General features: G+C 71.9%; 18 protein-coding genes. 12 read left to right on the top strand and 6 right to left on the bottom strand.

What is annotated here, in order from left to right; genetic code table 11:
- Positions 1-270: 270 nt before the first annotated feature.
- Positions 271-591 carry a hypothetical protein gene (locus AB0950_RS26940; protein WP_360159838.1) on the bottom strand — a complete coding sequence of 107 codons (321 nt, stop codon included), beginning with the start codon at positions 589-591 and terminating at the stop codon, positions 271-273.
- A 174-nt stretch (positions 592-765) separates the two neighbouring features.
- Between AB0950_RS26940 and AB0950_RS26935 the strand changes: the two genes are divergently transcribed.
- Positions 766-1,314, top strand: a complete 549-nt coding sequence (locus AB0950_RS26935) for an N-acetyltransferase (RefSeq protein ID WP_366779584.1) — start codon at positions 766-768, stop codon at positions 1,312-1,314.
- A gap of 39 nt (positions 1,315-1,353) precedes the next feature.
- Here the strand turns inward: AB0950_RS26935 and AB0950_RS26930 are convergent, their stop codons facing one another.
- Together AB0950_RS26930 and AB0950_RS26925 are read right to left on the bottom strand one after the other, a co-directional pair.
- Positions 1,354-1,605, bottom strand: coding sequence for an Lrp/AsnC ligand binding domain-containing protein (locus tag AB0950_RS26930; protein ID WP_366779583.1), 252 nt, complete (start codon positions 1,603-1,605; stop codon positions 1,354-1,356).
- Positions 1,602-2,345 carry an AsnC family transcriptional regulator gene (locus AB0950_RS26925; RefSeq protein ID WP_366779582.1) on the bottom strand — a complete coding sequence of 248 codons (744 nt, stop codon included), beginning with the start codon at positions 2,343-2,345 and terminating at the stop codon, positions 1,602-1,604. The genes AB0950_RS26930 and AB0950_RS26925 overlap by 4 nt, the downstream gene beginning before the upstream one ends.
- Before the next feature lie 134 nt (positions 2,346-2,479).
- Between AB0950_RS26925 and AB0950_RS26920 the strand changes: the two genes are divergently transcribed.
- Positions 2,480-3,196, top strand: coding sequence for an SDR family NAD(P)-dependent oxidoreductase (locus tag AB0950_RS26920; RefSeq protein ID WP_360159822.1), 717 nt, complete (start codon positions 2,480-2,482; stop codon positions 3,194-3,196).
- A gap of 117 nt (positions 3,197-3,313) precedes the next feature.
- On the opposite strand, the gene AB0950_RS26915 is transcribed toward AB0950_RS26920, so the two are convergent.
- The gene (locus AB0950_RS26915) at positions 3,314-4,177 is read right to left on the bottom strand and encodes a LysR family transcriptional regulator (RefSeq protein ID WP_360159821.1); all 864 of its coding nucleotides are present in this window, start codon (positions 4,175-4,177) and stop codon (positions 3,314-3,316) included.
- A 350-nt stretch (positions 4,178-4,527) separates the two neighbouring features.
- Between AB0950_RS26915 and AB0950_RS26910 the strand changes: the two genes are divergently transcribed.
- From AB0950_RS26910 to AB0950_RS26890, 5 genes are all read left to right on the top strand, one after another.
- Positions 4,528-6,567, top strand: coding sequence for a bifunctional aldolase/short-chain dehydrogenase (locus AB0950_RS26910; RefSeq protein ID WP_360159820.1), 2,040 nt, complete (start codon positions 4,528-4,530; stop codon positions 6,565-6,567).
- Between the two features lie 8 nt (positions 6,568-6,575).
- On the top strand, positions 6,576-8,012 hold the full coding sequence (locus AB0950_RS26905) for an FGGY-family carbohydrate kinase (protein WP_366779629.1): 1,437 nt from the start codon (positions 6,576-6,578) through the stop codon (positions 8,010-8,012).
- 73 nt (positions 8,013-8,085) lie between these two features.
- A complete protein-coding gene (locus AB0950_RS26900) occupies positions 8,086-8,841 on the top strand; it encodes a (Fe-S)-binding protein (protein WP_360159819.1) in 756 nt (251 codons plus the stop codon).
- Complete coding sequence (locus AB0950_RS26895; RefSeq protein WP_366779581.1) at positions 8,838-10,316, top strand: LutB/LldF family L-lactate oxidation iron-sulfur protein; 1,479 nt, start codon at positions 8,838-8,840, stop codon at positions 10,314-10,316. Before AB0950_RS26900 ends, AB0950_RS26895 begins: the two co-directional genes overlap by 4 nt.
- The gene (locus AB0950_RS26890) at positions 10,313-10,954 is read left to right on the top strand and encodes a lactate utilization protein C (RefSeq protein ID WP_360574447.1); all 642 of its coding nucleotides are present in this window, start codon (positions 10,313-10,315) and stop codon (positions 10,952-10,954) included. Before AB0950_RS26895 ends, AB0950_RS26890 begins: the two co-directional genes overlap by 4 nt.
- 13 nt (positions 10,955-10,967) lie before the next feature.
- On the opposite strand, the gene AB0950_RS26885 is transcribed toward AB0950_RS26890, so the two are convergent.
- Positions 10,968-11,540 (bottom strand): TetR/AcrR family transcriptional regulator, encoded by a 573-nt coding sequence (locus AB0950_RS26885; protein WP_360159816.1) that lies wholly within the window; start codon positions 11,538-11,540, stop codon positions 10,968-10,970.
- Between the two features lie 169 nt (positions 11,541-11,709).
- Here AB0950_RS26885 and AB0950_RS26880 point away from each other — a divergent pair, with 169 nt between their 5' ends.
- Together AB0950_RS26880 and AB0950_RS26875 are read left to right on the top strand one after the other, a co-directional pair.
- Entirely contained in the window at positions 11,710-12,567 is an 858-nt protein-coding gene (locus tag AB0950_RS26880) for a MoxR family ATPase (protein ID WP_360159836.1), read from the top strand.
- Positions 12,564-13,916, top strand: coding sequence for a VWA domain-containing protein (locus AB0950_RS26875; protein ID WP_366779580.1), 1,353 nt, complete (start codon positions 12,564-12,566; stop codon positions 13,914-13,916). The genes AB0950_RS26880 and AB0950_RS26875 overlap by 4 nt, the downstream gene beginning before the upstream one ends.
- Before the next feature lie 113 nt (positions 13,917-14,029).
- Here the strand turns inward: AB0950_RS26875 and AB0950_RS26870 are convergent, their stop codons facing one another.
- Complete coding sequence (locus AB0950_RS26870) at positions 14,030-14,386, bottom strand: cupin domain-containing protein (protein ID WP_366779579.1); 357 nt, start codon at positions 14,384-14,386, stop codon at positions 14,030-14,032.
- A 947-nt stretch (positions 14,387-15,333) separates the two neighbouring features.
- On the opposite strand from AB0950_RS26870, the gene AB0950_RS26865 reads away from it, so the two are divergent.
- From AB0950_RS26865 to AB0950_RS26855, 3 genes are all read left to right on the top strand, one after another.
- Positions 15,334-16,299, top strand: coding sequence for a pirin family protein (locus AB0950_RS26865; RefSeq protein ID WP_360159813.1), 966 nt, complete (start codon positions 15,334-15,336; stop codon positions 16,297-16,299).
- A gap of 369 nt (positions 16,300-16,668) precedes the next feature.
- Positions 16,669-17,760: a DUF1996 domain-containing protein gene (locus AB0950_RS26860; protein ID WP_360159812.1), complete on the top strand. Its 1,092-nt coding sequence runs from the start codon at positions 16,669-16,671 to the stop codon at positions 17,758-17,760.
- 159 nt (positions 17,761-17,919) lie between these two features.
- Positions 17,920-19,671 (top strand): discoidin domain-containing protein, encoded by a 1,752-nt coding sequence (locus tag AB0950_RS26855; RefSeq protein ID WP_366779578.1) that lies wholly within the window; start codon positions 17,920-17,922, stop codon positions 19,669-19,671.
- Positions 19,672-19,696: the final 25 nt, after the last annotated feature.

Genomic DNA, 19,696 nt, shown 5'->3' with positions numbered 1-19,696 from the left:
GGGACTCCGGCGGGCTGGAGACTCGTCGCGCTCCGGCGGGCTGAGGGCTGGTCTCGATCCAGGCGGCCCCGGCCTGATCGGGCTCGGCAGGGGGACTGGTCCGGTTCCGGGCAAGCCGGGCCCGATCGAGACTCCGGCGGGCTGGAGACTCGTCGCGCTCCGGCGGGCTGAGGGCTGGTCGGGCTGCGGGCTGGAGGCTGGTCGGGGCTGAGGCCGACCCCGCTCTTCAGCCCCTCCCGTGTCCCTTCGGGTGCGACGCGACGCCGTTTCCTATGCGGTGCCGGGATCGTCGAGGAAGCGGAGCAGCACGGCGGCCTCCGCGCGGAGTTGTGCGGCTCGGTCAGCGTGCGCGGGCGCAGTCAAGCGCGCTGCGACCTCCAGTCGCTCGGCGGCCTCGGCGCGCACGACGTCCGCCACACTCCGCTCGCTCAGCTCACGCCGCGCTGCTTCGGTGACGCCGACACCGACCGGCGAGTGCTCAAGGGCCACGCCTCGGAGCTCGGCTTCGTCCACGACCACCGCCTCGGCGTTGTCCAGCGCAGCGAGCGTTGCGCGCAGGGCGCTCACCGCCGCCTTGTCACGGGCGCGCATCGCTTCCGGCAGTGCCTGACGCATACGAAGACGTAAAGACATGCCGGCGACCTTATGGCGGCACCCCGGAACCCACAACGCGATATACGCGCAGCACGACTCCGTTCGGATCCTGGTCCCTTCCGGCTCCAAAACGGTGTGCGAGCCACCCGGAAGGGTCCTTACCCTCCGGGCATGGATCTCCGCGAAGAACTCCCGAGTGACAGACGGGCCGTGCGGGACGTTCATCTGCGGGCGTTCGGTGACCATGGCATCGTCGTGGCCGATCTGGTCGATGCCCTGCGGGACACCCTCACGCCCGAGGACGGTCTCTCCCTGGTCGCCGAGCACGACAGGCAGGTCGTCGGCCACGTCATGTTCACCCGCAGTCTGCTCGATGCCCCTCGGCGGCTGGTTGACGTGCACGTCCTCAGCCCGTTGGCCGTGCTGCCTGAGCTCCATGGACGCGGTATCGGTTCAGCCCTGGTCCGACACGGACTGGGCATCCTCGCCGAGCGCGTCGTTCCCCTCGTCTTCCTGGAGGGTGATCCGGGCTATTACTCGCGTTTCGGCTTCGCGCCCGGTCATGGCCTGGGCTTCCGGAAGCCGTCCCTGCGTATCCCGGATGGTGCCTTCCAGGCCATCAGGCTCCCGAAGTACGAGCCATGGATGACGGGGACGCTGGTCTATGCGGAGCCGTTCTGGCGGCATGACGCAGTCGGCATCCGTGACCCCGACGCATAGCTTGTCGTAGGGCGTCGCGGTGCCGGGGGCCTGCTTGCGTCACGCTTGGCTCGGTGGCCCGACGAGGCGATCGCCGGACAGGATCGTGCCGGCTTGCTTGACGTGCCGTAGGACAGGTGAGACTTCCATGCTCTGCAGGCCGGGCAGGGCCCCGATGCGATCCGACGTGAATGCGAAGAGTTCGTCGAAGTCCCGGCAGTGGGCGACGGCATGGATGTTGTAAGCGCCGGAGATGGCCGCGACGAAGGCGATCTCGGGTTCTCGTGCCAGCGAGCGTCCGACGTTCTTCACCTCGGACGGATGTACGCGCAGCCACAGGTTGGCCCGCGCGTGGTAGCCCAGGGCTGCCGGGGAGATCTCCACATCGATGTGGACGACGCGTTGCCCGAGCAGCCCGCCGCCAGGGCGAGGTCGACGAGACTGGCCCGGCCGTCCGCAGCGAGCGCGCCGAGGATCTTCTCGTCCTCGCCGGTGAGGCGCACGGGGTCGTCGGTGACGACCGGAGATTCCGTGAACGGAGGGCCGTCGCTCCCGAGCATGGCTTCCTGCTGCGGGGACAGCGCGCCGTGGAGTGCGGCCCAGTAGTGGCCGCGGCCTCCCATGAACTGCCGGAGCATGGCGAAGGCGTTGATGTCGAGCACCGCAGCGGTGCGCGGAAGCCGTTGGCCGAGGAGTTCCTCCCGCTGCGCTTGATCCCGTGACTGCGTCGCGCACGTGACCTCGGAGCCGGCTGCGGCCAGGGCCACCCAGTTGACGTCGTCTCGCTTGGCGAGTGCCCCCGCGATCGCTGCGACGCTGCCGGGCCGGCAGCGCAGCCGTACCAGCCATCTGCTCTGCCCCAGCGCTCCCGGGTTGACGACGCCGATGACGCGGATGACGCCGTCGGCGTGCAGCCGCCGGTATCGGCGCCTGACAGTGCCCTCGGTGAGGTCGAGCGCGGCTGCCGTCGAGGCGAAGGAGGCTCTCGGGGCGATCTGCAGTGCGCGAATGATGCGCACATCGTCGGGCTCGATCGCGATGGATCCACGCATGGGCGTACCTGCCACAGCGGGAATCCTACAAATCCAGCTGCCTTCGTCGCACCCGCGACAGCACGCCGATCAGACTTCTCGGTCAAGGACGCACGAAATGAATTCGCCACGTCAGCCAACGGAGACGACGCAACATGTCATCGACTGTGACACAGCAGCACATGCCGACCGCCCTCATCGTCGGGGCCTCGCGCGGTCTCGGCCACGCGATGGCGGCTGAATTCCTCGACCGGGGCTGGGACGTCATCGGCACGGTCCGCGACCCCTCCGCGCGAACGCCCCTGCACGATCTCGCCGACCGGTCCGAGGGCCGCGTCACCGTCGAGCATCTCGACATCAACGAGCCCGAGCACCTCGCGCCCCTGCACGAGCGCCTTGCGGACCGCCGACTGGACCTGCTCTTCGTCAACGCCGGTACCACGAACAATGAGCGGACGCCCATCGGCAAGGTGGCGACCGACGATTTCGTCGAGGTGATGGTCACCAACGCTCTCAGCCCCCTGCGCGTCATCGAGGCGCTCGAAGACCTGGTGTCCCCCACGGGCCTCATCGGGGCGATGTCGTCCGGACAGGGCAGCATCACGAACAACACCACCGCAGGCCGCGAGGTCTACCGGGCAAGCAAAGCGGCCTTGAACATGTTCATGCGCAGTTTCGCCGTCCGGCAGGCCGGGACACAGCGCGGTTTCGTCCTCCTGGCACCGGGCTGGATCCGCACCGCGCTCGGCGGGCCGGACGCTCCGTACACCGTCGAGGAGAGCGTCCCGCTGCTCGTGGACGTCCTGCTGTCCAAGCTGGGCACGCCCGGCCTGGCCTATCTGGACCGCTGGGGTCGGACAGTGCCCTGGTGAACCCGGCCCAGCACCCCTTGTCTACGGCCCACCCCGCGTCGGCGGAACACCCCCACCCGTTCGGTCGCCGTCATCGCTTCGGTCGCTGCGGGTCGGCGGCCCTGAGCACCCTGCATGTCATGCCGCCGCCTCGGCTGCCGGAGCCACCGCGAGGGCCGCGCGGACCAGTGCCGCCGTGGCGGTCGAGCGGGACTGCTGGGGCCAGGCGATGGACAGGGCGGCCGGCGGCGCGTCCGGGATCCGGCGGTAGACGACGCCCGGGCGGGGGTAGCGGGTGGTGACCGATTCGGGGAGGAGCGTGACCACCTCACCCAGTTCGACGAGGGCGAGCAGCTGGGACAGGTCCGCGATGGCGTACCGGGCCACGACCGTGTCGAGGTAGCCGGGCAGTCCGTCGGCGCGGCCCGGTTCGACGCCGGGCAGGGCGAGGTCGGCGAGGGCGAGGTGGTCGCGGGCGGCGAGGGGGTGGGTGGCCGGGAGGGCGGCGAGCCGTGGCTCGACGGCCAGCCTCTCGGCGTCCAGGCCTCGCCGGTCGAACGGCTCGTAGACCAGGGCCGCGTCGGCCTCGCCGGCGCGCAGCAGCCGTGTCTGCTCGCGCCAGCCGGAGAGGCGTACGGTGACGGGCCGGGCCCCCGGTTCGGCGGCATAGCGGGTCAGGAGGGGTTCCAGCAGGCCCGCGTCGCCGTCGGCCTTGACGGCCAGGACGAGCTTGGGCTCCGGGTCCGCCATCCGCTGGGCCCGCCGGCAGGCGGCGTGCAGGGCGTCGAGGGCGACGCGGGCCTCCTCCAGCAGGACGGTGCCGGACGGGGTGAGGGCGACGTTGTGGGTGGTGCGCTCGAAGAGGGTGACGCCGAGGTCGGCCTCGAGCTTGCGGACGGCGCGGGACAGGGGCGGGACGGAGATGCCCAGCCGTTCTGCGGCCCGGGTGAAGTTGAGTTCCTCCGCGACGGCGACGAAGTAGCGCAGTGACCGGGACTCCATGACCTGGCACCTCCGTTCGGTGTGTCCCAGAGGGTAACAAGCCCGCTCCGGTCCGCCCTTCCGTGCCGTGGGCGCCCGGCGCAGGATCCGGCCACGCGGCCGCCCGGCACGCCGCCTGGCAACGCCGGACGCCACCGACTCCCCGCGAAGCGCTCCTGACATGTCATGAATCGTTTCATGCCCTCTACTGATCACCATCGGACACCCCCACCTACCCCCCGGAAGAAAACGCCGCCTCTCCCCCACCTCCGAAGCCCACCCCCTCCGACACCTTGACGGCTCCACGCCCCTCCCACTAGTTTCCTGAAACGATTCAACCTCGACCGACGACACGAGGAAGAGAACCGCTCATGGCACCCCACCCCGAAGCCGCCGCCCTGCTGGCCCGCTCTCATCGGCTCGGCTCCGATCCCCGTAACACCAACTACGCCGGCGGCAACGCCTCGGCGAAGGGCACCGGCACCGACCCGGTGACCGGCGGCGATGTCGAGCTGATGTGGGTGAAGGGGTCCGGTGGCGATCTCGGGACGCTCACCGAGGCCGGGCTCGCCGTGCTGCGGCTGGACCGGCTGCGCGCGCTGAAGGGGGTGTACCCCGGGGTCGAGCGCGAGGACGAGATGGTCGCGGCGTTCGACTACTGCCTGCACGGCAAGGGCGGGGCGGCCCCCTCCATCGACACGGCCATGCACGGGCTCGTCGAAGCCGCGCACGTCGACCACCTCCACCCCGACTCCGGCATCGCGCTGGCCTGCGCCGCCGACGGGGAGAAGCTGACCGCCGAGTGCTTCGGCGACACGGTGGTGTGGGTGCCGTGGCGGCGGCCGGGGTTCCAGCTGGGTCTGGACATCGCGGCGGTCAAGGAGGCCAACCCGCAGGCCATCGGGTGCGTTCTCGGCGGCCACGGCATCACGGCGTGGGGCGAGACCTCCGAGGAGTGCGAGCGCAACTCGCTGCACATCATCCGCACCGCCGAGGCGTTCCTCGCCGAACGCGGCAAGCCGGAGCCCTTCGGCCCGGTGATCGAGGGTTACGAGGCGCTTCCCGAGGCCGAGCGGCGGGAGCGCGCCGCGGCCCTCGCGCCGTACGTCCGGGCCCTCGCCTCCCAGGACAAGCCGCAGGTCGGGCACTTCACCGACAGCGACGTCGTCCTGGACTTCCTGGCCCGCGCCGAGCATCCGCGGCTCGCCGCGCTGGGCACGTCCTGCCCGGACCACTTCCTGCGCACGAAGGTACGGCCGCTGGTGCTCGACCTGCCGCCGACCGCTGCCCTGGAGCAGGCCGTGGCCCGGCTGAAGGAGCTGCACGCCGCCTACCGCGAGGAGTACGCCGCCTACTACGAGCGGCACGCGACCCCCGGCTCCCCCGCCATGCGCGGCGCCGACCCGGCGATCGTCCTGGTCCCGGGCGTGGGCATGTTCAGCTTCGGCAAGGACAAGCAGACGGCACGCGTGGCCGGCGAGTTCTACGTCAACGCCGTCAACGTCATGCGCGGCGCGGAAGCGGTGTCGACGTACGCGCCGATCGAGGAGTCGGAGAAGTTCCGCATCGAGTACTGGGCGCTGGAGGAGGCCAAGCTCCAGCGGATGCCGAAGCCGAAGCCGCTGGCGACCCGGGTGGCACTGGTCACGGGGGCGGGCAGCGGGATCGGCAAGGCGATCGCGCACCGGCTGGCCGCCGAGGGCGCCTGTGTGGTGGTCGCGGACCTCAACGGCGAGAACGCCTCTGAGGTCGCCGAGGAACTGGGCGGCCCGGACAGGGCGGTCGCGGTGACCGTCGACGTCACGGCCGAGGAGCAGATCGCGCAGGCCTTCAAGGCGGCCGTGCTCGCCTTCGGCGGCGTCGATCTGGTCGTCAACAACGCCGGCATCTCCATCTCCAAGCCGCTGCTGGAGACATCGGCACGCGACTGGGACCTGCAGCACGACATCATGGCCCGCGGTTCCTTCCTGGTCTCCCGGGAGGCGGCGCGGGTGATGATCGCCCAGGGGCTGGGCGGTGACATCGTGTACATCGCCTCCAAGAACGCCGTCTTCGCCGGGCCCAACAACATCGCCTACTCGGCGACCAAGGCCGACCAGGCCCACCAAGTGCGGCTGCTGGCGGCCGAGTTGGGCGAGCACGGCATCCGGGTCAACGGGGTCAACCCCGACGGCGTGGTGCGCGGCTCCGGGATCTTCGCGGGCGGCTGGGGTGCGCAGCGGGCGGCGGTGTACGGGGTGCCGGAGGAGAAGCTGGGCGAGTTCTACGCCCAGCGGACGATCCTGAAGCGGGAGGTGCTGCCGGAGCACGTGGCCAACGCGGTGTTCGCCCTGACCGGCGGCGAACTGACCCATACCACCGGGCTGCACGTCCCGGTCGACGCCGGCGTCGCGGCCGCCTTCCTGCGGTGAGCCGGCCGGTGAAGTCGTACGCCGCGGTCGACCTCGGCGCCTCCAGCGGGCGGGTGATGGTCGGCCGGGTGGGCCCGGACTCGCTGGAGCTGAGCGAGGCGCACCGGTTCCCCAACCGGCCGGTGCGGCTCGCGGAGGGGCTGCGCTGGGACATCCTCGCGCTGTACGGCGGTGTGCTGGACGGGCTGCGGGCGGCGGGCCGGGTGGACTCCGTCGGCATCGACAGCTGGGCGGTGGACTACGGCCTGCTGGACGCCGACGGGGCTCTGCTGGGCAACCCGGTGCACTACCGCGACGCCCGCACCGAGGGGATCGCGGAGAAGGTGTGGGCGAGTGTGCCGGCCGGGGAGCTGTACGCGGCGACCGGGCTGCAGTACGCCCCGTTCAACACCCTGTACCAGCTGGTGGCCGCCCGCTCCACCATGCAACTGGCCCAGGCCCGGCGGCTGTTGCTGGTCCCGGACCTGATCTCGTACTGGCTCACCGGGGAGCAGGGCACCGAGCTGACCAACGCCTCCACCACCCAGCTGATCGATCCCCGGACGCGGACGTGGTCGTACGAGGTCGCCGGCCGGCTCGGTGTCGACCTCGGGCTGTTCGCGCCGCTGCGGCAGCCCGGCGACCCGGCGGGCGTGCTGCGGCCGGAGGTGCTGGAGGAGACCGGGCTGACCGGTCCCGTGCCGGTGACGGCGGTGGGCTCGCACGACACCGCCTCGGCGGTGGCCGCCGTCCCGGCCGGCGGTGAGCGCTTCGCCTACATCTGCACCGGCACCTGGTCGCTGGCGGGGCTGGAGCTGACCGCTCCGGTGCTCACCGAAGAGAGCCGGGCCGCGAACTTCACCAACGAACTCGGGCTGGACGGCACGGTCCGGTATCTGCGCAACATCATGGGGCTGTGGCTGCTCCAGGAGTGCCAACGCGCCTGGGGCGAGCCGGACCTGGGGACGCTGCTGCGCGAGGCCGGAGGTGTGCCGGCGCTGCGCTCGGTGGTGGACGCCGGCGACGAGGCCTTCCTGGCGCCGGGGCGGATGCCGGAGCGGATCGCCGAGGCGTGCCGGGCGTCGGGGCAGCCGGTTCCGGTGACGCGGGCGGAGGTCACCCGGTGCATCCTGGACTCGCTCGCCCTCGCCCACCGGCGGGCCGTCGAGGACGCGCAGCGGCTCGCCGACCATCCGGTGGACGTGGTGTACGTCGTCGGCGGCGGCACCCGCAACACGCTGCTGTGCCAGCTGACCGCCGACGCCTGCGGGCTGCCCGTGGTCGCCGGCGCCACGGAGGCGGCGGCGCTGGGCAACGTCCTGGTGCAGGCCCGCGCCCACGGGCTGGTCGGCGACCTGCCCGCGATGCGCGCCCTGCTCACCCGCACCCAGCCGCTGACCCGGTACACGCCCCGGGGTGACGCAGCCCGCTGGCGGGAGGCCGAGGCACGGCTCGCCGCGCGGTGAGCGGCGCCTCTCCCTTCGGCGGTGTCCGCCGACTACCCTGCACTCGTCCGATGACCGATTCCGAGGAGCCGTGATGCGTGTCGCCCTGTTCCTGACCTGTGTCAACGACACGCTCTATCCGGACACCGGCCGTGCCGTGGTGAAACTGCTGACCAGACTGGGTGTCGACGTCGACTTCCCGATGGGCCAGAGCTGCTGCGGGCAGGCCCACTACAACACCGGTTACCGGCATGAGGCCGAGCCGCTGGCCCGGCACTTCTCCGATGTCTTCGGCGGCTACGAGGCGATCGTGACCCCGTCCGGGTCGTGCGGCGCGATGGTGCGGGAGCTGTATCCGCGGATGGGCGAGCGGGCGCGCGCGGAGGGGCGCGGGGACTCGCTGGCGCGGACGCTGGCGCCGGTGGTGCCGAAGACGTACGAGCTGACGGAGTTCCTGGTGGACGTCCTCGGCGTGACGGACGTCGGGGCCTGCTACCCGCACACGGTCACCTACCATCCGACCTGTCACGGGCTGCGCTCGCTCGGCCTGGGCGACCGGCCCCGGCGGCTGCTGCAGGCGGTGAAGGGCCTGGAACTGGTGGAGCTGCCGGGCGCCGAGGAGTGCTGCGGCTTCGGCGGCACCTTCGCGGTGAAGAACGCGGACGTGTCGGCCGCGATGGGCGCGGACAAGGTGCGCAACGCCGTCTCGACGGGCGCCGAGGTGCTGTGCGCGGCCGACAACTCGTGTCTGATGCACATCGGGGGCACCATGAGCCGGCTGAAGGTGGGCATGCGGCCGGTGCACATCGCGGAGATCCTGGCGAGCACGGAGGAGGAACCGGCGGCATGAGCGGAACGTTCGTCGGCATGCCGGCCTTTCCGAAGGCCGCGCACGACGCCGTCCACAATCCCACCCTGCGCGGCAATCTGCGGCACGCGACGCACACCATCCGCGCCAAGCGGGCCCGCGCGGTCGCCGAGCTGGACGACTGGGCGGCGCTGCGCGAGGCGGGCCGCCGCATCAAGGACCACACGCTGCGCCATCTCGACCGGTATCTGGAGCAGTTGGAGGAGTCGGTCACGGCGGCGGGCGGTACGGTCCACTGGGCCGCGGACGCCGAGGAGGCCAACCGCATCGTGGCCGGCCTGGTGAAGGCGACCGGCGAGTCGGAGGTCGTCAAGGTCAAGTCGATGGCCACGCAGGAGATCGGGCTGAACGAAGCCCTGGAGGCGGAGGGCATCCGCGCCTACGAGACCGATCTCGCCGAGCTGATCGTGCAGTTGGGCAAGGACCGGCCCTCGCACATCCTGGTGCCGGCCATCCACCGCAACCGGGGCGAGATCCGGGACATCTTCCGCTCCGAGATGGGCGAGTGGGGCCGCCCGGCGCCCGAGGGCCTGACCGACGCGCCGGCCGAACTCGCCGAGGCCGCCCGGCTGCACCTGCGGGAGAAGTTCCTGCGGGCCAAGGTCGGGATCTCCGGCGCCAACTTCATGGTCGCCGAGACCGGCACCCTGGTCGTCGTCGAGTCCGAGGGCAACGGCCGGATGTGCCTGACCCTGCCGGAGACGCTGATCTCGGTCGTCGGCATCGAGAAGGTGGTGCCGGCCTGGCGGGACCTGGAGGTGTTCCTGCAGACCCTTCCCCGCTCCTCCACCGCCGAGCGCATGAACCCGTACACGAGCATGTGGACCGGTACGACGGACGAGGACGGCCCCCGGGCCTTCCACCTCGTCCTGCTCGACAACGGCCGCACCGACACCCTCGCCGACACCGTCGGCCGCCAGGCGCTGCGCTGCATCCGCTGCTCGGCCTGCCTGAACGTCTGCCCGGTGTACGAGCGAGCGGGCGGCCACGCCTACGGCTCGGTGTACCCGGGCCCGATCGGCGCGATCCTCAGCCCGCAACTGCGGGGCACGGCAAGCGAGATCGACGCCTCCCTGCCGTACGCGTCGAGTCTGTGCGGCGCCTGCTACGACGTGTGCCCGGTCGCCATCGACATCCCCGAGGTGCTGGTGCATCTGCGGGAGCGGGTCGTGCAGGGCGGTCCGGCGGTACGGCAGGGCAACAAGGTGGTGCTGAAGCCCGCCAAGGGGCACGCGGCCGAGCGGGCGGCGATGCGTGCGGCGCGCTGGGCCTTCACCCACCCCGCCGCCCTGCGCACCGGCCAGCGGCTCGCCTCCCGCACCCGCCGGCTGCATCCCCGTACCCTGCCGGGCCCGGGCCGGGCCTGGACCGGCGCCCGGGACCTGCCGGCCGTGCCGGCGGAGCCGTTCCGGGACTGGTGGCAGCGCACGCGCGGCGGAGAGGACGGCGTCAAGTGAGCAGCAGGGAAAGGATCCTGGGCCGGGTGCGGCGGGCGCTCGCCGACGTGCCCGCGGACGAGCGGCCGTACGAGGAGGCCGTCGCCCGGGACTATCTGCGCGAGCACGGGACGCGGACCGCCGGGCAGACGGTGGAGCTGCTGGCCGAGAACCTTGCGGACTACCGGGCGATCGTGCACCGCAGCGACGACGGGTCGGTCGCGGACCTCATCGGGCGGCTGCTGGCCGAGCGCGGGGCGCGGCAGGTGCTGGTGCCGCCCGGGCTGCCGGGACGGTGGCTGGCCGCCGCGGACGTGGCGCGGATCGAGGACCGTCCGGACAGCACACCGCAGGAACTGGACCGGGTGGACAGCGTGGTGACCGGCTGCGCGGTGGCGATCGCCGAGACCGGCACGATCGTCCTGGACGGCTCCCCCGACCAGGGCCGGCGCCGCGTCTCGCTCGTTCCGGACCACCACATCTGCGTCGTCCGCGTCCCGGACCAGGTGGTCCCCTCGGTCCCGCAGGCCCTCGAACGCCTCGATCCCGCCCGCCCGTCGACGTGGATCTCCGGCCCGTCGGCCACCAGCGACATCGAACTGGACCGGGTGGAGGGCGTCCACGGCCCGCGCACGCTGGAAGTGATCCTGCTCGGCTGACGTCCGGGCGGTGCTAGTCCATTCCGGCCGCGTCCAGCAGCGCCGTCACCGTCGCCGTCGCCAGCCCGTCGTCCAGGCGCTCCACTCCGGCGCCGGCGCGGGCGCTGGCGCCGTCGAAGACCAGCAGGAGCTGGCGGGCGAGGAGCTGGGGGTCGCGGGCGCCGCCGCGCTCCGCCTCGGCGCGGAAGGCCTCGGTCAGCCGTTCCTTGACGCCGCGGGCGACCCGGGTCGCCGGGTGCTCGGGGTTCTTGAGCTCCACGAGGACGGCAAGGTAGGGGCAGCCGTGGTAGTCGGCGTCCACGGAGCCCTGCTCCAGGCGTTGGAAGACGTGCAGGATGCGCTCGCGCGGGGTGGCGGACTCCGGGGCGGGGTGCGCGAGCCGGGCCTCGTAACCGGGGATGCGCCGCTCCAGGCTCGCGGCCAGCATCGCGTCCTTGCTCTCGAAGAGCTGGTACATCGACCGCTTGGAGACGCCCGCCTCCCGGCACAGCGCCTCGATGCCGACGGAGACCCCGTCGCGGTAGGAGAGCCGGGCCGCGGCGTCGAGCAGCCGCTCGCGCGGGGACATCGGGTCGGTGGAGGCCATGGAAGGAGGTTAGCGGTATCCGCGGACGTAAGGAAACCGATCGGTGTATATCGCGCATCCCTCCGGCCGCCGGGCAGGCGATCTCATGCCCGGGAACCACGTGACAGGCGAGCTGAACAAGCGCTTAGATAGGAGTAAGGACCGCAATCCCGACCCGCCGGAGGCCCCGTTGTTCACGTCCGTCGACGACGTCGCCGCCCGCCTCGCCGAGACCGGCTACCTCGCCTCGCCCGCCGTCGCCACGACCGTGTTCCTCGCCGACCGGCTGGGCAAGCCGCTGCTGGTCGAGGGCCCGGCCGGGGTCGGCAAGACCGAGCTGGCCAAGGCCGTCGCCCAGGTCGCCGGGGCCCGCCTGGTCCGGCTCCAGTGCTACGAGGGCGTGGACGAGTCCCGGGCGCTGTACGAGTGGAACCACGCCAAGCAGCTGCTGCGCATCAGCGCGGGCCGCGACGAGAGCTGGGACGAGACCCGCACCGACATCTTCAGCGAGGAGTTCCTGCTCCCCCGCCCGCTGCTCACCGCCATCCGCGGCGACGAGCCGACGGTGCTGCTGATCGACGAGACCGACAAGGCCGACGTCGAGATGGAGGGCCTGCTGCTGGAGGTGCTCAGCGACTTCCAGATCACGGTCCCGGAGCTGGGCACGGTCACCGCGACCCGCCGCCCCTTCGCCGTCCTCACCTCCAACGCGGGGCGCGAGCTGTCCGAGGCGCTGCGCCGCCGCTGCCTGTTCCTGCACATCGGGTTCCCGGAGGAGGAGCTGGAGCGGCGGATCGTACGGCTGAAGGTGCCGGGCCTCGGCGCGGCGCTGGCCGAGTCGGTGGTGCGGGTGGTCGGGGCGCTGCGCGCGATGGACCTGCGCAAGGCGCCGTCCGTCGCCGAGACCGTCGACTGGGCGCGCACCCTGCTGGCACTGGGCGCCGAAACCCTGGACCAGACGGTGGTACGGGAGACGCTCGGCGTGATCCTCAAGCACCAGGACGACATCCAGAAGGCGGCGGCGAAGCTCGACCTGGACGCGCTGTGACCGAGCCGGCCGAGCGGATCACCGGGCTGGTCGGGGCGCTGCGCGCGCACGGCGTGCGGATCGGCACCGGCGAGACGGTGGACGCGGCCCGCGCGGTGGAGGCGCTGGGGCTCGCGGACCGCGAACGCCTGCGGGAGGGGCTGGCCGCGACGCTGCTGCACGGCCCGGGGCAGCGGGCGGTGTTCGACCCGGTCTTCGACCTGTACTTCCCGCGCGGGGTCGGGGGCCCGGACGGCGGCCCCGGGGACCGGGACGAGCTGCGCGACCGGCTGGCCGAGGCCCTGGCGGCCGACGACCGGGCGCTGATGGCCCGGTTGGCGGTGGAGGCGGTCGACGGCCTCGGCGGCTACGGCGGTTCACCCGGCTCGGACGGCTTCTCGGCGTACCAGACGCTCGAACGGCTGCGCCCGCAGACCCTGTTGGCCCGGGTGCGGGCCGACGTCCGGGGCGGGCGGGGCAGCGGGGCGGCCTTCGCCGACCGGCTGCTGGACGACGAGATCCGGCGCCGGATCGAGGAGTTCCGGCGGATGGTGGGGGCGGAGGCGCGGCGCCGGGTCGCGGAGCGGCGCGGGCGGGAGGAGATCGCCCGGCGCGGGGTCCTGCCGACCGCGGACCGGGTGGACTTCCTGTACGCCGACCGCACCCAGCTGGCCGAGCTGCGCAGGACCGTCCAGCCGCTCGCGCGCAAGCTGGCCACCCGGCTCGCCGCGCGCCGGCGCCGGGCCGCCCGCGGCACCATCGACCTGCGCCGCACCCTGCGCTCCTCGCTGTCCACCGGCGGGGTGCCGATGCGGCCGGTGCTGCGCCGGCGCCGCCCGGTGCGCCCCGAACTGGTGCTGCTGTGCGACGTGTCCGGCTCGGTGTCCGGCTTCTCGGACTTCACGATGCTCCTGATCCAGGCGCTGCACGACCAGTTCAGCAAGGTCCGGGTGTTCGCCTTCGTCAACCGGCTGGACGAGGTGACCGGGCTGCTCGACCACGGCCGCGCCGACCCCGAGGGCCTCGGCGCCCGCATCCACGCCGAGGCCACGCTCACCGGCTGGCACGGCAGCAGCGACTACGGCATGGCGCTGGGCGAGTTCGCCGAGCGGTACGGCGACGCGGTCGGCCCGCGCACCACCGTGTTCGTCCTCGGTGACGCCCGGACGAACATGAGCGACCCGAACCTGGCCGCCGTACGGGAGATCGCCGGACGGGCCCGGCGCGTGTACTGGCTGAACCCCGAGCCGCGCGCCCAGTGGGGCACCGGCGACTCCGCCGCCCCCGCGTACGCCGGCCTGGTCGAGATGCACGAGTGCCGTACGGCCCGTCAGCTCGGCGCACTCGTCGCCCGGCTGCTGCCGGTGTGATCGCCGGTCCCCCACCGGCGCGCCCGCTGGGTACGGCGGCGGATGACACGCGGACCGGGCCGCTCCTTGTGCGACCCGGTCCTGTGGGCGGGCGGAGAGCCGGTGCCCGCCCGTCAGCCCTTCGCGTACTCGTTGGCCATGGTCCCGGCGAAGTCGAACACCACGACCTGCTCGTCGCCCACCACCCAGGCGTCGTGGCCGGGCGTGCAGACGAACACGTCGCCGGGGCCGACCTCGGACTCGCCGCCGTCGTCCATGCGCAGGCGCATGCGGCCCCGGAGCACATAGCCGTTGTGGTGGACCATGCAGCTCTCGGTGCCCGCGAGCGGCGCCACGGACTCGGACCAGCGCCAGCCGGGTTCCAAGGTGGCCACGGCGAAGTCCAGCCCGCTCAGGTGCAGGGCTTCGAGGTGGCCGCGGGGGAAGTCGCGCCGTTCGTCCGGCTTGTCGACCGTCTTCACTTCCAGCATGACGGCATCATCCCTTCCGGCCGCTGACCGCGGCCGGGGCCGGCCTGTCGTCTCCCGGTGTCCTCCGACGGCGCCGGCGCTGCGGCGGCGGCCGTACCCCTTGATTCCATCGTCGGCCGGGGGGCTGGGGGCCGCCATTCGGGCGATCGGCCCGGCGGGCACCCGTATGAGATGCTCTCGGGAAAATTCTCGGTCGGCACCTGCAACCTGAGCCGGGGTCGGACGTCTGTCCAGGTGGAGGCCTCCACTTCGACCCGATGTCCGACTCCGAACGGCCGAAGGAACTCGTCTCCGCACACCGTCTGTCCCAGCCCAGCCGTGCCCGCAGGCTGCGTGCCGCCCTGCGGGTCTCCGCCGTGGGCGCGGCCCTGGCCGTCGCCGGCACCATCACGGCCCAGGAGGCCCAGGCAGGCAGCCACGCGACCCCCTCGCCGGTGCCGTCCAAGGCCCGCACCGCCACCCCGTCGCCCGTCCCGTCACCGGTCCGTACGGCGACCCCGACACCCGCGCCGGCCAGCGCGACCCCGGTGCCGGAACCGACGAGCGCGACCCCGAGCCCCGTACCGTCCCTACCCGCACACGCCACCCCCAGCGACCACGGCCCAGGACCCCGCCGCGGCCAGCCACCACACCCAGCATCCACGGCCGCACCCCGCCGCCGTACCCACGTCCCCGCCTCGCGCCCCCACCGCCCCACGCCCGCCACTTCACCACCCCCGCGACCATGGCCCAGGACCCCGCCGCGCCCAGCATCCACGGGCACAGCCCCGCCACGACATCCACGTCCCCGGCCCGCGCCCGCACCGCGTCCACAGCCGCCACCTCGCCCCCCGCATCCCCGTCCAATCCCGCCGCCGGGTATAAGCCAGCCGATTGACCGACTTGACCAGGAAAATCCGTGCTTCCGCACTCACCGCTACGACAGCCGCCCCGCTAAGTTGGACGCCATGAGCAATCTTGACCGCGCGCCGGTGCCCGGCCTCTGCGGCGGCCGCGGATTCGTGGTGGCCGAACCCGTACGCGAGCTGCTGAGCCCCCGCCAGGTGAAGCTGGGCGAGTCGACCGAGGTGCGCCGGCTGCTGCCGAACCTCGGCCGCCGCATGATCGGCGCGTGGGCCTTCGTCGACCACTACGGCCCGGACGACATCGCCGACGAGCCCGGCATGCAGGTCCCGCCGCACCCGCACATCGGGCTGCAGACGGTCAGCTGGCTGCACGAGGGCGAGGTGCTGCACCGCGACTCGACGGGCAGCCTGCAGACGATCCGGCCCCGACAGCTGGGCCTGATGACCTCGGGCCGCGGCATCAGCCACTCCGAGGAGAGCCCCCGCCCGCACGCCCGCTTCCTGCACGGCGCCCAGCTGTGGGTCGCCCTGCCCGACGGGCACCGCCACACCGAACCAAAGTTCGAATACCACCCGGACCTGCCCACGGTCACCGCGCCCGGCATGACCGCCACGGTGATCCTCGGCGACCTCGACGGCTCCGCCTCGCCCGGTACGGCGTACACCCCGATCGTCGGCGCGGACCTCGCCCTCGCCCGGGGCGCCGACGTACGCCTGCCCGTGGAACCCGACTTCGAGTACGGCGTCCTCGCCATGTCCGGCGAGGTCCACGTCGACGGCGTACCGGTGCTGCCGGGCTCGATGCTCTACCTCGGCTGCGGCCGCTCCGAACTCCCGCTGCGCGCCGAGTCGGACGCCGGGATCATGCTCCTGGGCGGCGAACCGTTCGCGGAGGAGCTGATCATGTGGTGGAACTTCGTCGGTCGTACGCAGGACGACATCGAACAGGCCCGGAAGGACTGGATGAACGGCTCGCGGTTCGGGACGGTCAAGGGCTACGACGGCGATCCGCTGCCCGCGCCGGAGCTTCCGCCGGTCCCGCTGAAGGCACGGGGTCGAGTGCGCTGAGCTGCGGCTTTCCAGTCGTCTGAGTACGCGGCGCCTGGTCCGCCACGTTCAGGGATGAGCGAGGCAGGAGGCGGTGGAGCGCTCTCCCCGCGTGACTGCGTCATCCGGATGAGCGGGGTGTCAAGGGGCGCTAGGCAGAGGGTCGTTGGAGCCGCGTGCCCCATCCGTTCCCCGGGGAGGCGCTTGCCACTGGTGGCAGGGTCGCCGAACCGCGGCACCGGCATGAGTTGCGCGCGATGCCTTGACAGGGCCATGCCCCGCCCCCAGCATCCATGGGAGAGCGCTCTCCCGCGTGTCCGGCCAGCCAAGTCGACGCGCCCCCGGGGTGGCCCCTCCCACCCCGTTCCTCCTCCCCCTTAGGAGGTCTCCATGCCTCGGAGATCCCAGCTCATGTCGGGTGCGCTGATCGCGGGCGCGCTGCTGCTGACCTCGCTCGGTGTGAGCGGAGTCGCCACAGGTGCCCCTTCCGCCGCACCAGTGAGCGCGGCGTCCTTATTCGAGGCCGCGCACTCCGGTCACGTGATGGCCACCTCGACCACATCCTCGCCGGAGGATCCGGACGGTGACGGCTACATCCCCGCCAACCCTCCGGTCACCGGCGTCACGCCGTCCACGCAGGACCCGCCGCACCGCTACTTCCACGAGTTCCAGGCCAACTGCGCGGTGAGCCACACCGCACCCGACGACCCCATCGTGTATCCGCAGCAGCCCGGCACGTCGCACGACCACACGTTCATGGGCAACACCACCACGAACGCCTTCAGCACGACCGCCTCTCTGGACGCGGGTACGACCACCTGCAAGGCGCCCGGGGACAAGTCGGGTTACTGGATGCCCACCCTCTTCAACGGCGACAAGCCGGTGCTGCCCATCGGGCCGCAGACGATCTACTACAAGGCGGGCGTGACCGACTACACCAGCGTGCGGCCCTTCCCGAAGGGGCTGCGGTTCGTGGTGGGCAACCCGATGCAGAGCGCGGACGAGTTCCGTCACCACCCGGGCTTCGTCGAGGGCTGGGAGTGCGGCGACAGCTACTTCAACGTGGACTTCCCCGCGAGCTGTCCCACCCGCGCGGACGTGCAGCTCAACATCCGCTTCCAGGCGCCCAGTTGCTGGGACGGAAAGTATCTGGACACCCCGGACCACAAGAGCCACATGGCCTATCCGGTGGTCAAGCCCGGCACGAACGACAACGTGTGCCCGGCCGATCACCCCGTCGCGCTGCCGATGATCGAGTTCAAGATGGCGTTCCCCGTCAACGGCGACATGTCGCAGGTGAGGCTGGCCAGCGGTCGGGGCTACTCGTTCCACTACGACTTCTTCAACGCCTGGGACGACGCCACGCTGAAAGCGCTCGTCGACCACTGCATCGTCGGCGGCCTTCAGTGCGACGCGCGCGGCTACGACCAGACCCACCCCGAGGCAGGCGCGGCGCTCGACGAGAACTACCAGCTTCCCTGACCCTGCCCGCGCATCCAGGCCTCGGCAGGTGCCCGCGCCGCGGCATCCCCGGCCCGGTGGCCGTTGCTGAGACACCACCCCTTACGGGACGGCCCGGCCGGTCATGCCCCCGCTACGGCCGGGCCGCCCACTCACCCCCACACCGGAAGAAGCCTCCCCATGACCTCACCGAGAACGCGCACGCGCCGCTGTACGGCGCCATTGGCCGCCGGCGTTCTGGCGGCCGGTTTCCTGGCCGCTCTCCCGGCCGGCCAGGCCCACGCCGCCGGCAGCGTCGTCAAGGTCACCGGCAGCCAGGGCAACTGGCAGCTGACCGTGGACGGAAGGCCGTACCAGATCAAGGGTCTGACCTGGGGCCCGGCCGTGGCCGACGCCGACAAGTACATGCCCGACCTCGCGTCCATGGGCGTCAACACCATCCGCACCTGGGGCACCGATGCCTCCAGCAAGCCCCTGTTCGACTCCGCCGCGGCGCACGGCATCAAGGTGATCGCCGGGTTCTGGCTGCAGCCCGGCGGCGGCCCGGGCAGCGGCGGCTGCGTCAACTACCTCACCGACACGACCTACAAGAACCAGGTGCTCGACGAATTCCCCCAGTGGGTGCAGACCTACAAGGACAACCCCGGCGTGCTGATGTGGGACGTCGGCAACGAGTCGGTGCTCGGCCTGCAGAACTGCTACAGCGGTGACGAACTCGAAGAGCAGCGCGACGCCTACACCACCCTCGTCAACGACATCACCAAGAAGATCCACGCCATCGACCCCGACCACCCGGTGACCTCCACCGACGCCTGGGTCGGCGCCTGGCCGTACTTCAAGAAGAACGCCCCCGACCTCGACCTGTACGCGGTCAACTCCTACAACGCCGTCTGCGACGTGAAGTCCGCCTGGGAGCAAGGCGGTTACACCAAGCCGTACATCGTCACCGAGACCGGTCCGGCCGGTGAGTGGGAGGTGCCCGACGACGCCAACGGCGTGCCCCAGGAACCCGGCGACCAGGCCAAGGCCGACGGCTACACCGGGGCCTGGAACTGCATCACCGGGCACAAGGGCGTCGCCCTCGGCGCCACGATGTTCCACTACGGCACCGAGTACGACTTCGGCGGCATCTGGTTCAACCTGCTGCCCGCCGGCCAGAGGAGGCTGTCGTACTACGCGGTGAAGAAGGCCTACGGCCGCGACACCTCGCACGACGACACCCCGCCGGTCGTCACGGACCTGTCCGTCGAGGGCGGCGCCGGCAGCGTGCCGGCCGGACAGGCGATGACGCTGTCGGTCAAGGCGAGCGATCCCGACGGTGACCCGATCACCTATGAGGTCCTCGACAACAGCAACTACATCGACGGCAGCAAGCAGTTGACCTCCCTTCCCTTCACCGACCTGGGCGGCGGCCGACTGCGGTTCACCGCCCCCGACCGGCCCGGCGTCTGGAAGGTCTACGTCAAGGCCACCGACGGCCACGGCAACGTCGGCGTGGAGACCCGCTCGATCAAGGTCGTGCCCCCCGCGGTGAACGGCACCGACGTCGCGCTCGGCAAACCCGCCACGGCCTCCTCCTTCCAGCAGAGCTACGGCGACTGCCCGTGCACTGCGGCCAACGCCGTCGACGGCAAACTCACCACCCGCTGGGCCAGCGACTGGAGCGACCCGCAGTGGATCCAGGTCGACCTCGGCACCCGCACCTCCGTCAAGCACGTGCAGCTCGTCTGGGAAGCCTCCTACGCCAAGGCGTACACGATCCAGACCTCCGACGACGGCCAGAACTGGCAGACCGTCCGCACGGTGACCGACGGCAACGGCGGCGTCGACGACTTCGACGTCAGCGCGGCCGGCCGCTACGTCCGCCTCGACGGCACCGCCCGCGGCACCGGTTACGGCTATTCGCTGTACGAGTTCGGCATCTACGACTGACACCCGACAGGAAAGGGGACGGGGC

Origin of the sequence: Streptomyces sp. NPDC007189, from assembly GCF_040703635.1 — a bacterium.
Classification (GTDB): Bacteria; Actinomycetota; Actinomycetes; order Streptomycetales; family Streptomycetaceae; genus Streptomyces.
The sequence above is the reverse complement of the archived record's forward strand: the minus strand, read 5'-3'. Positions and strand labels throughout refer to the sequence as shown.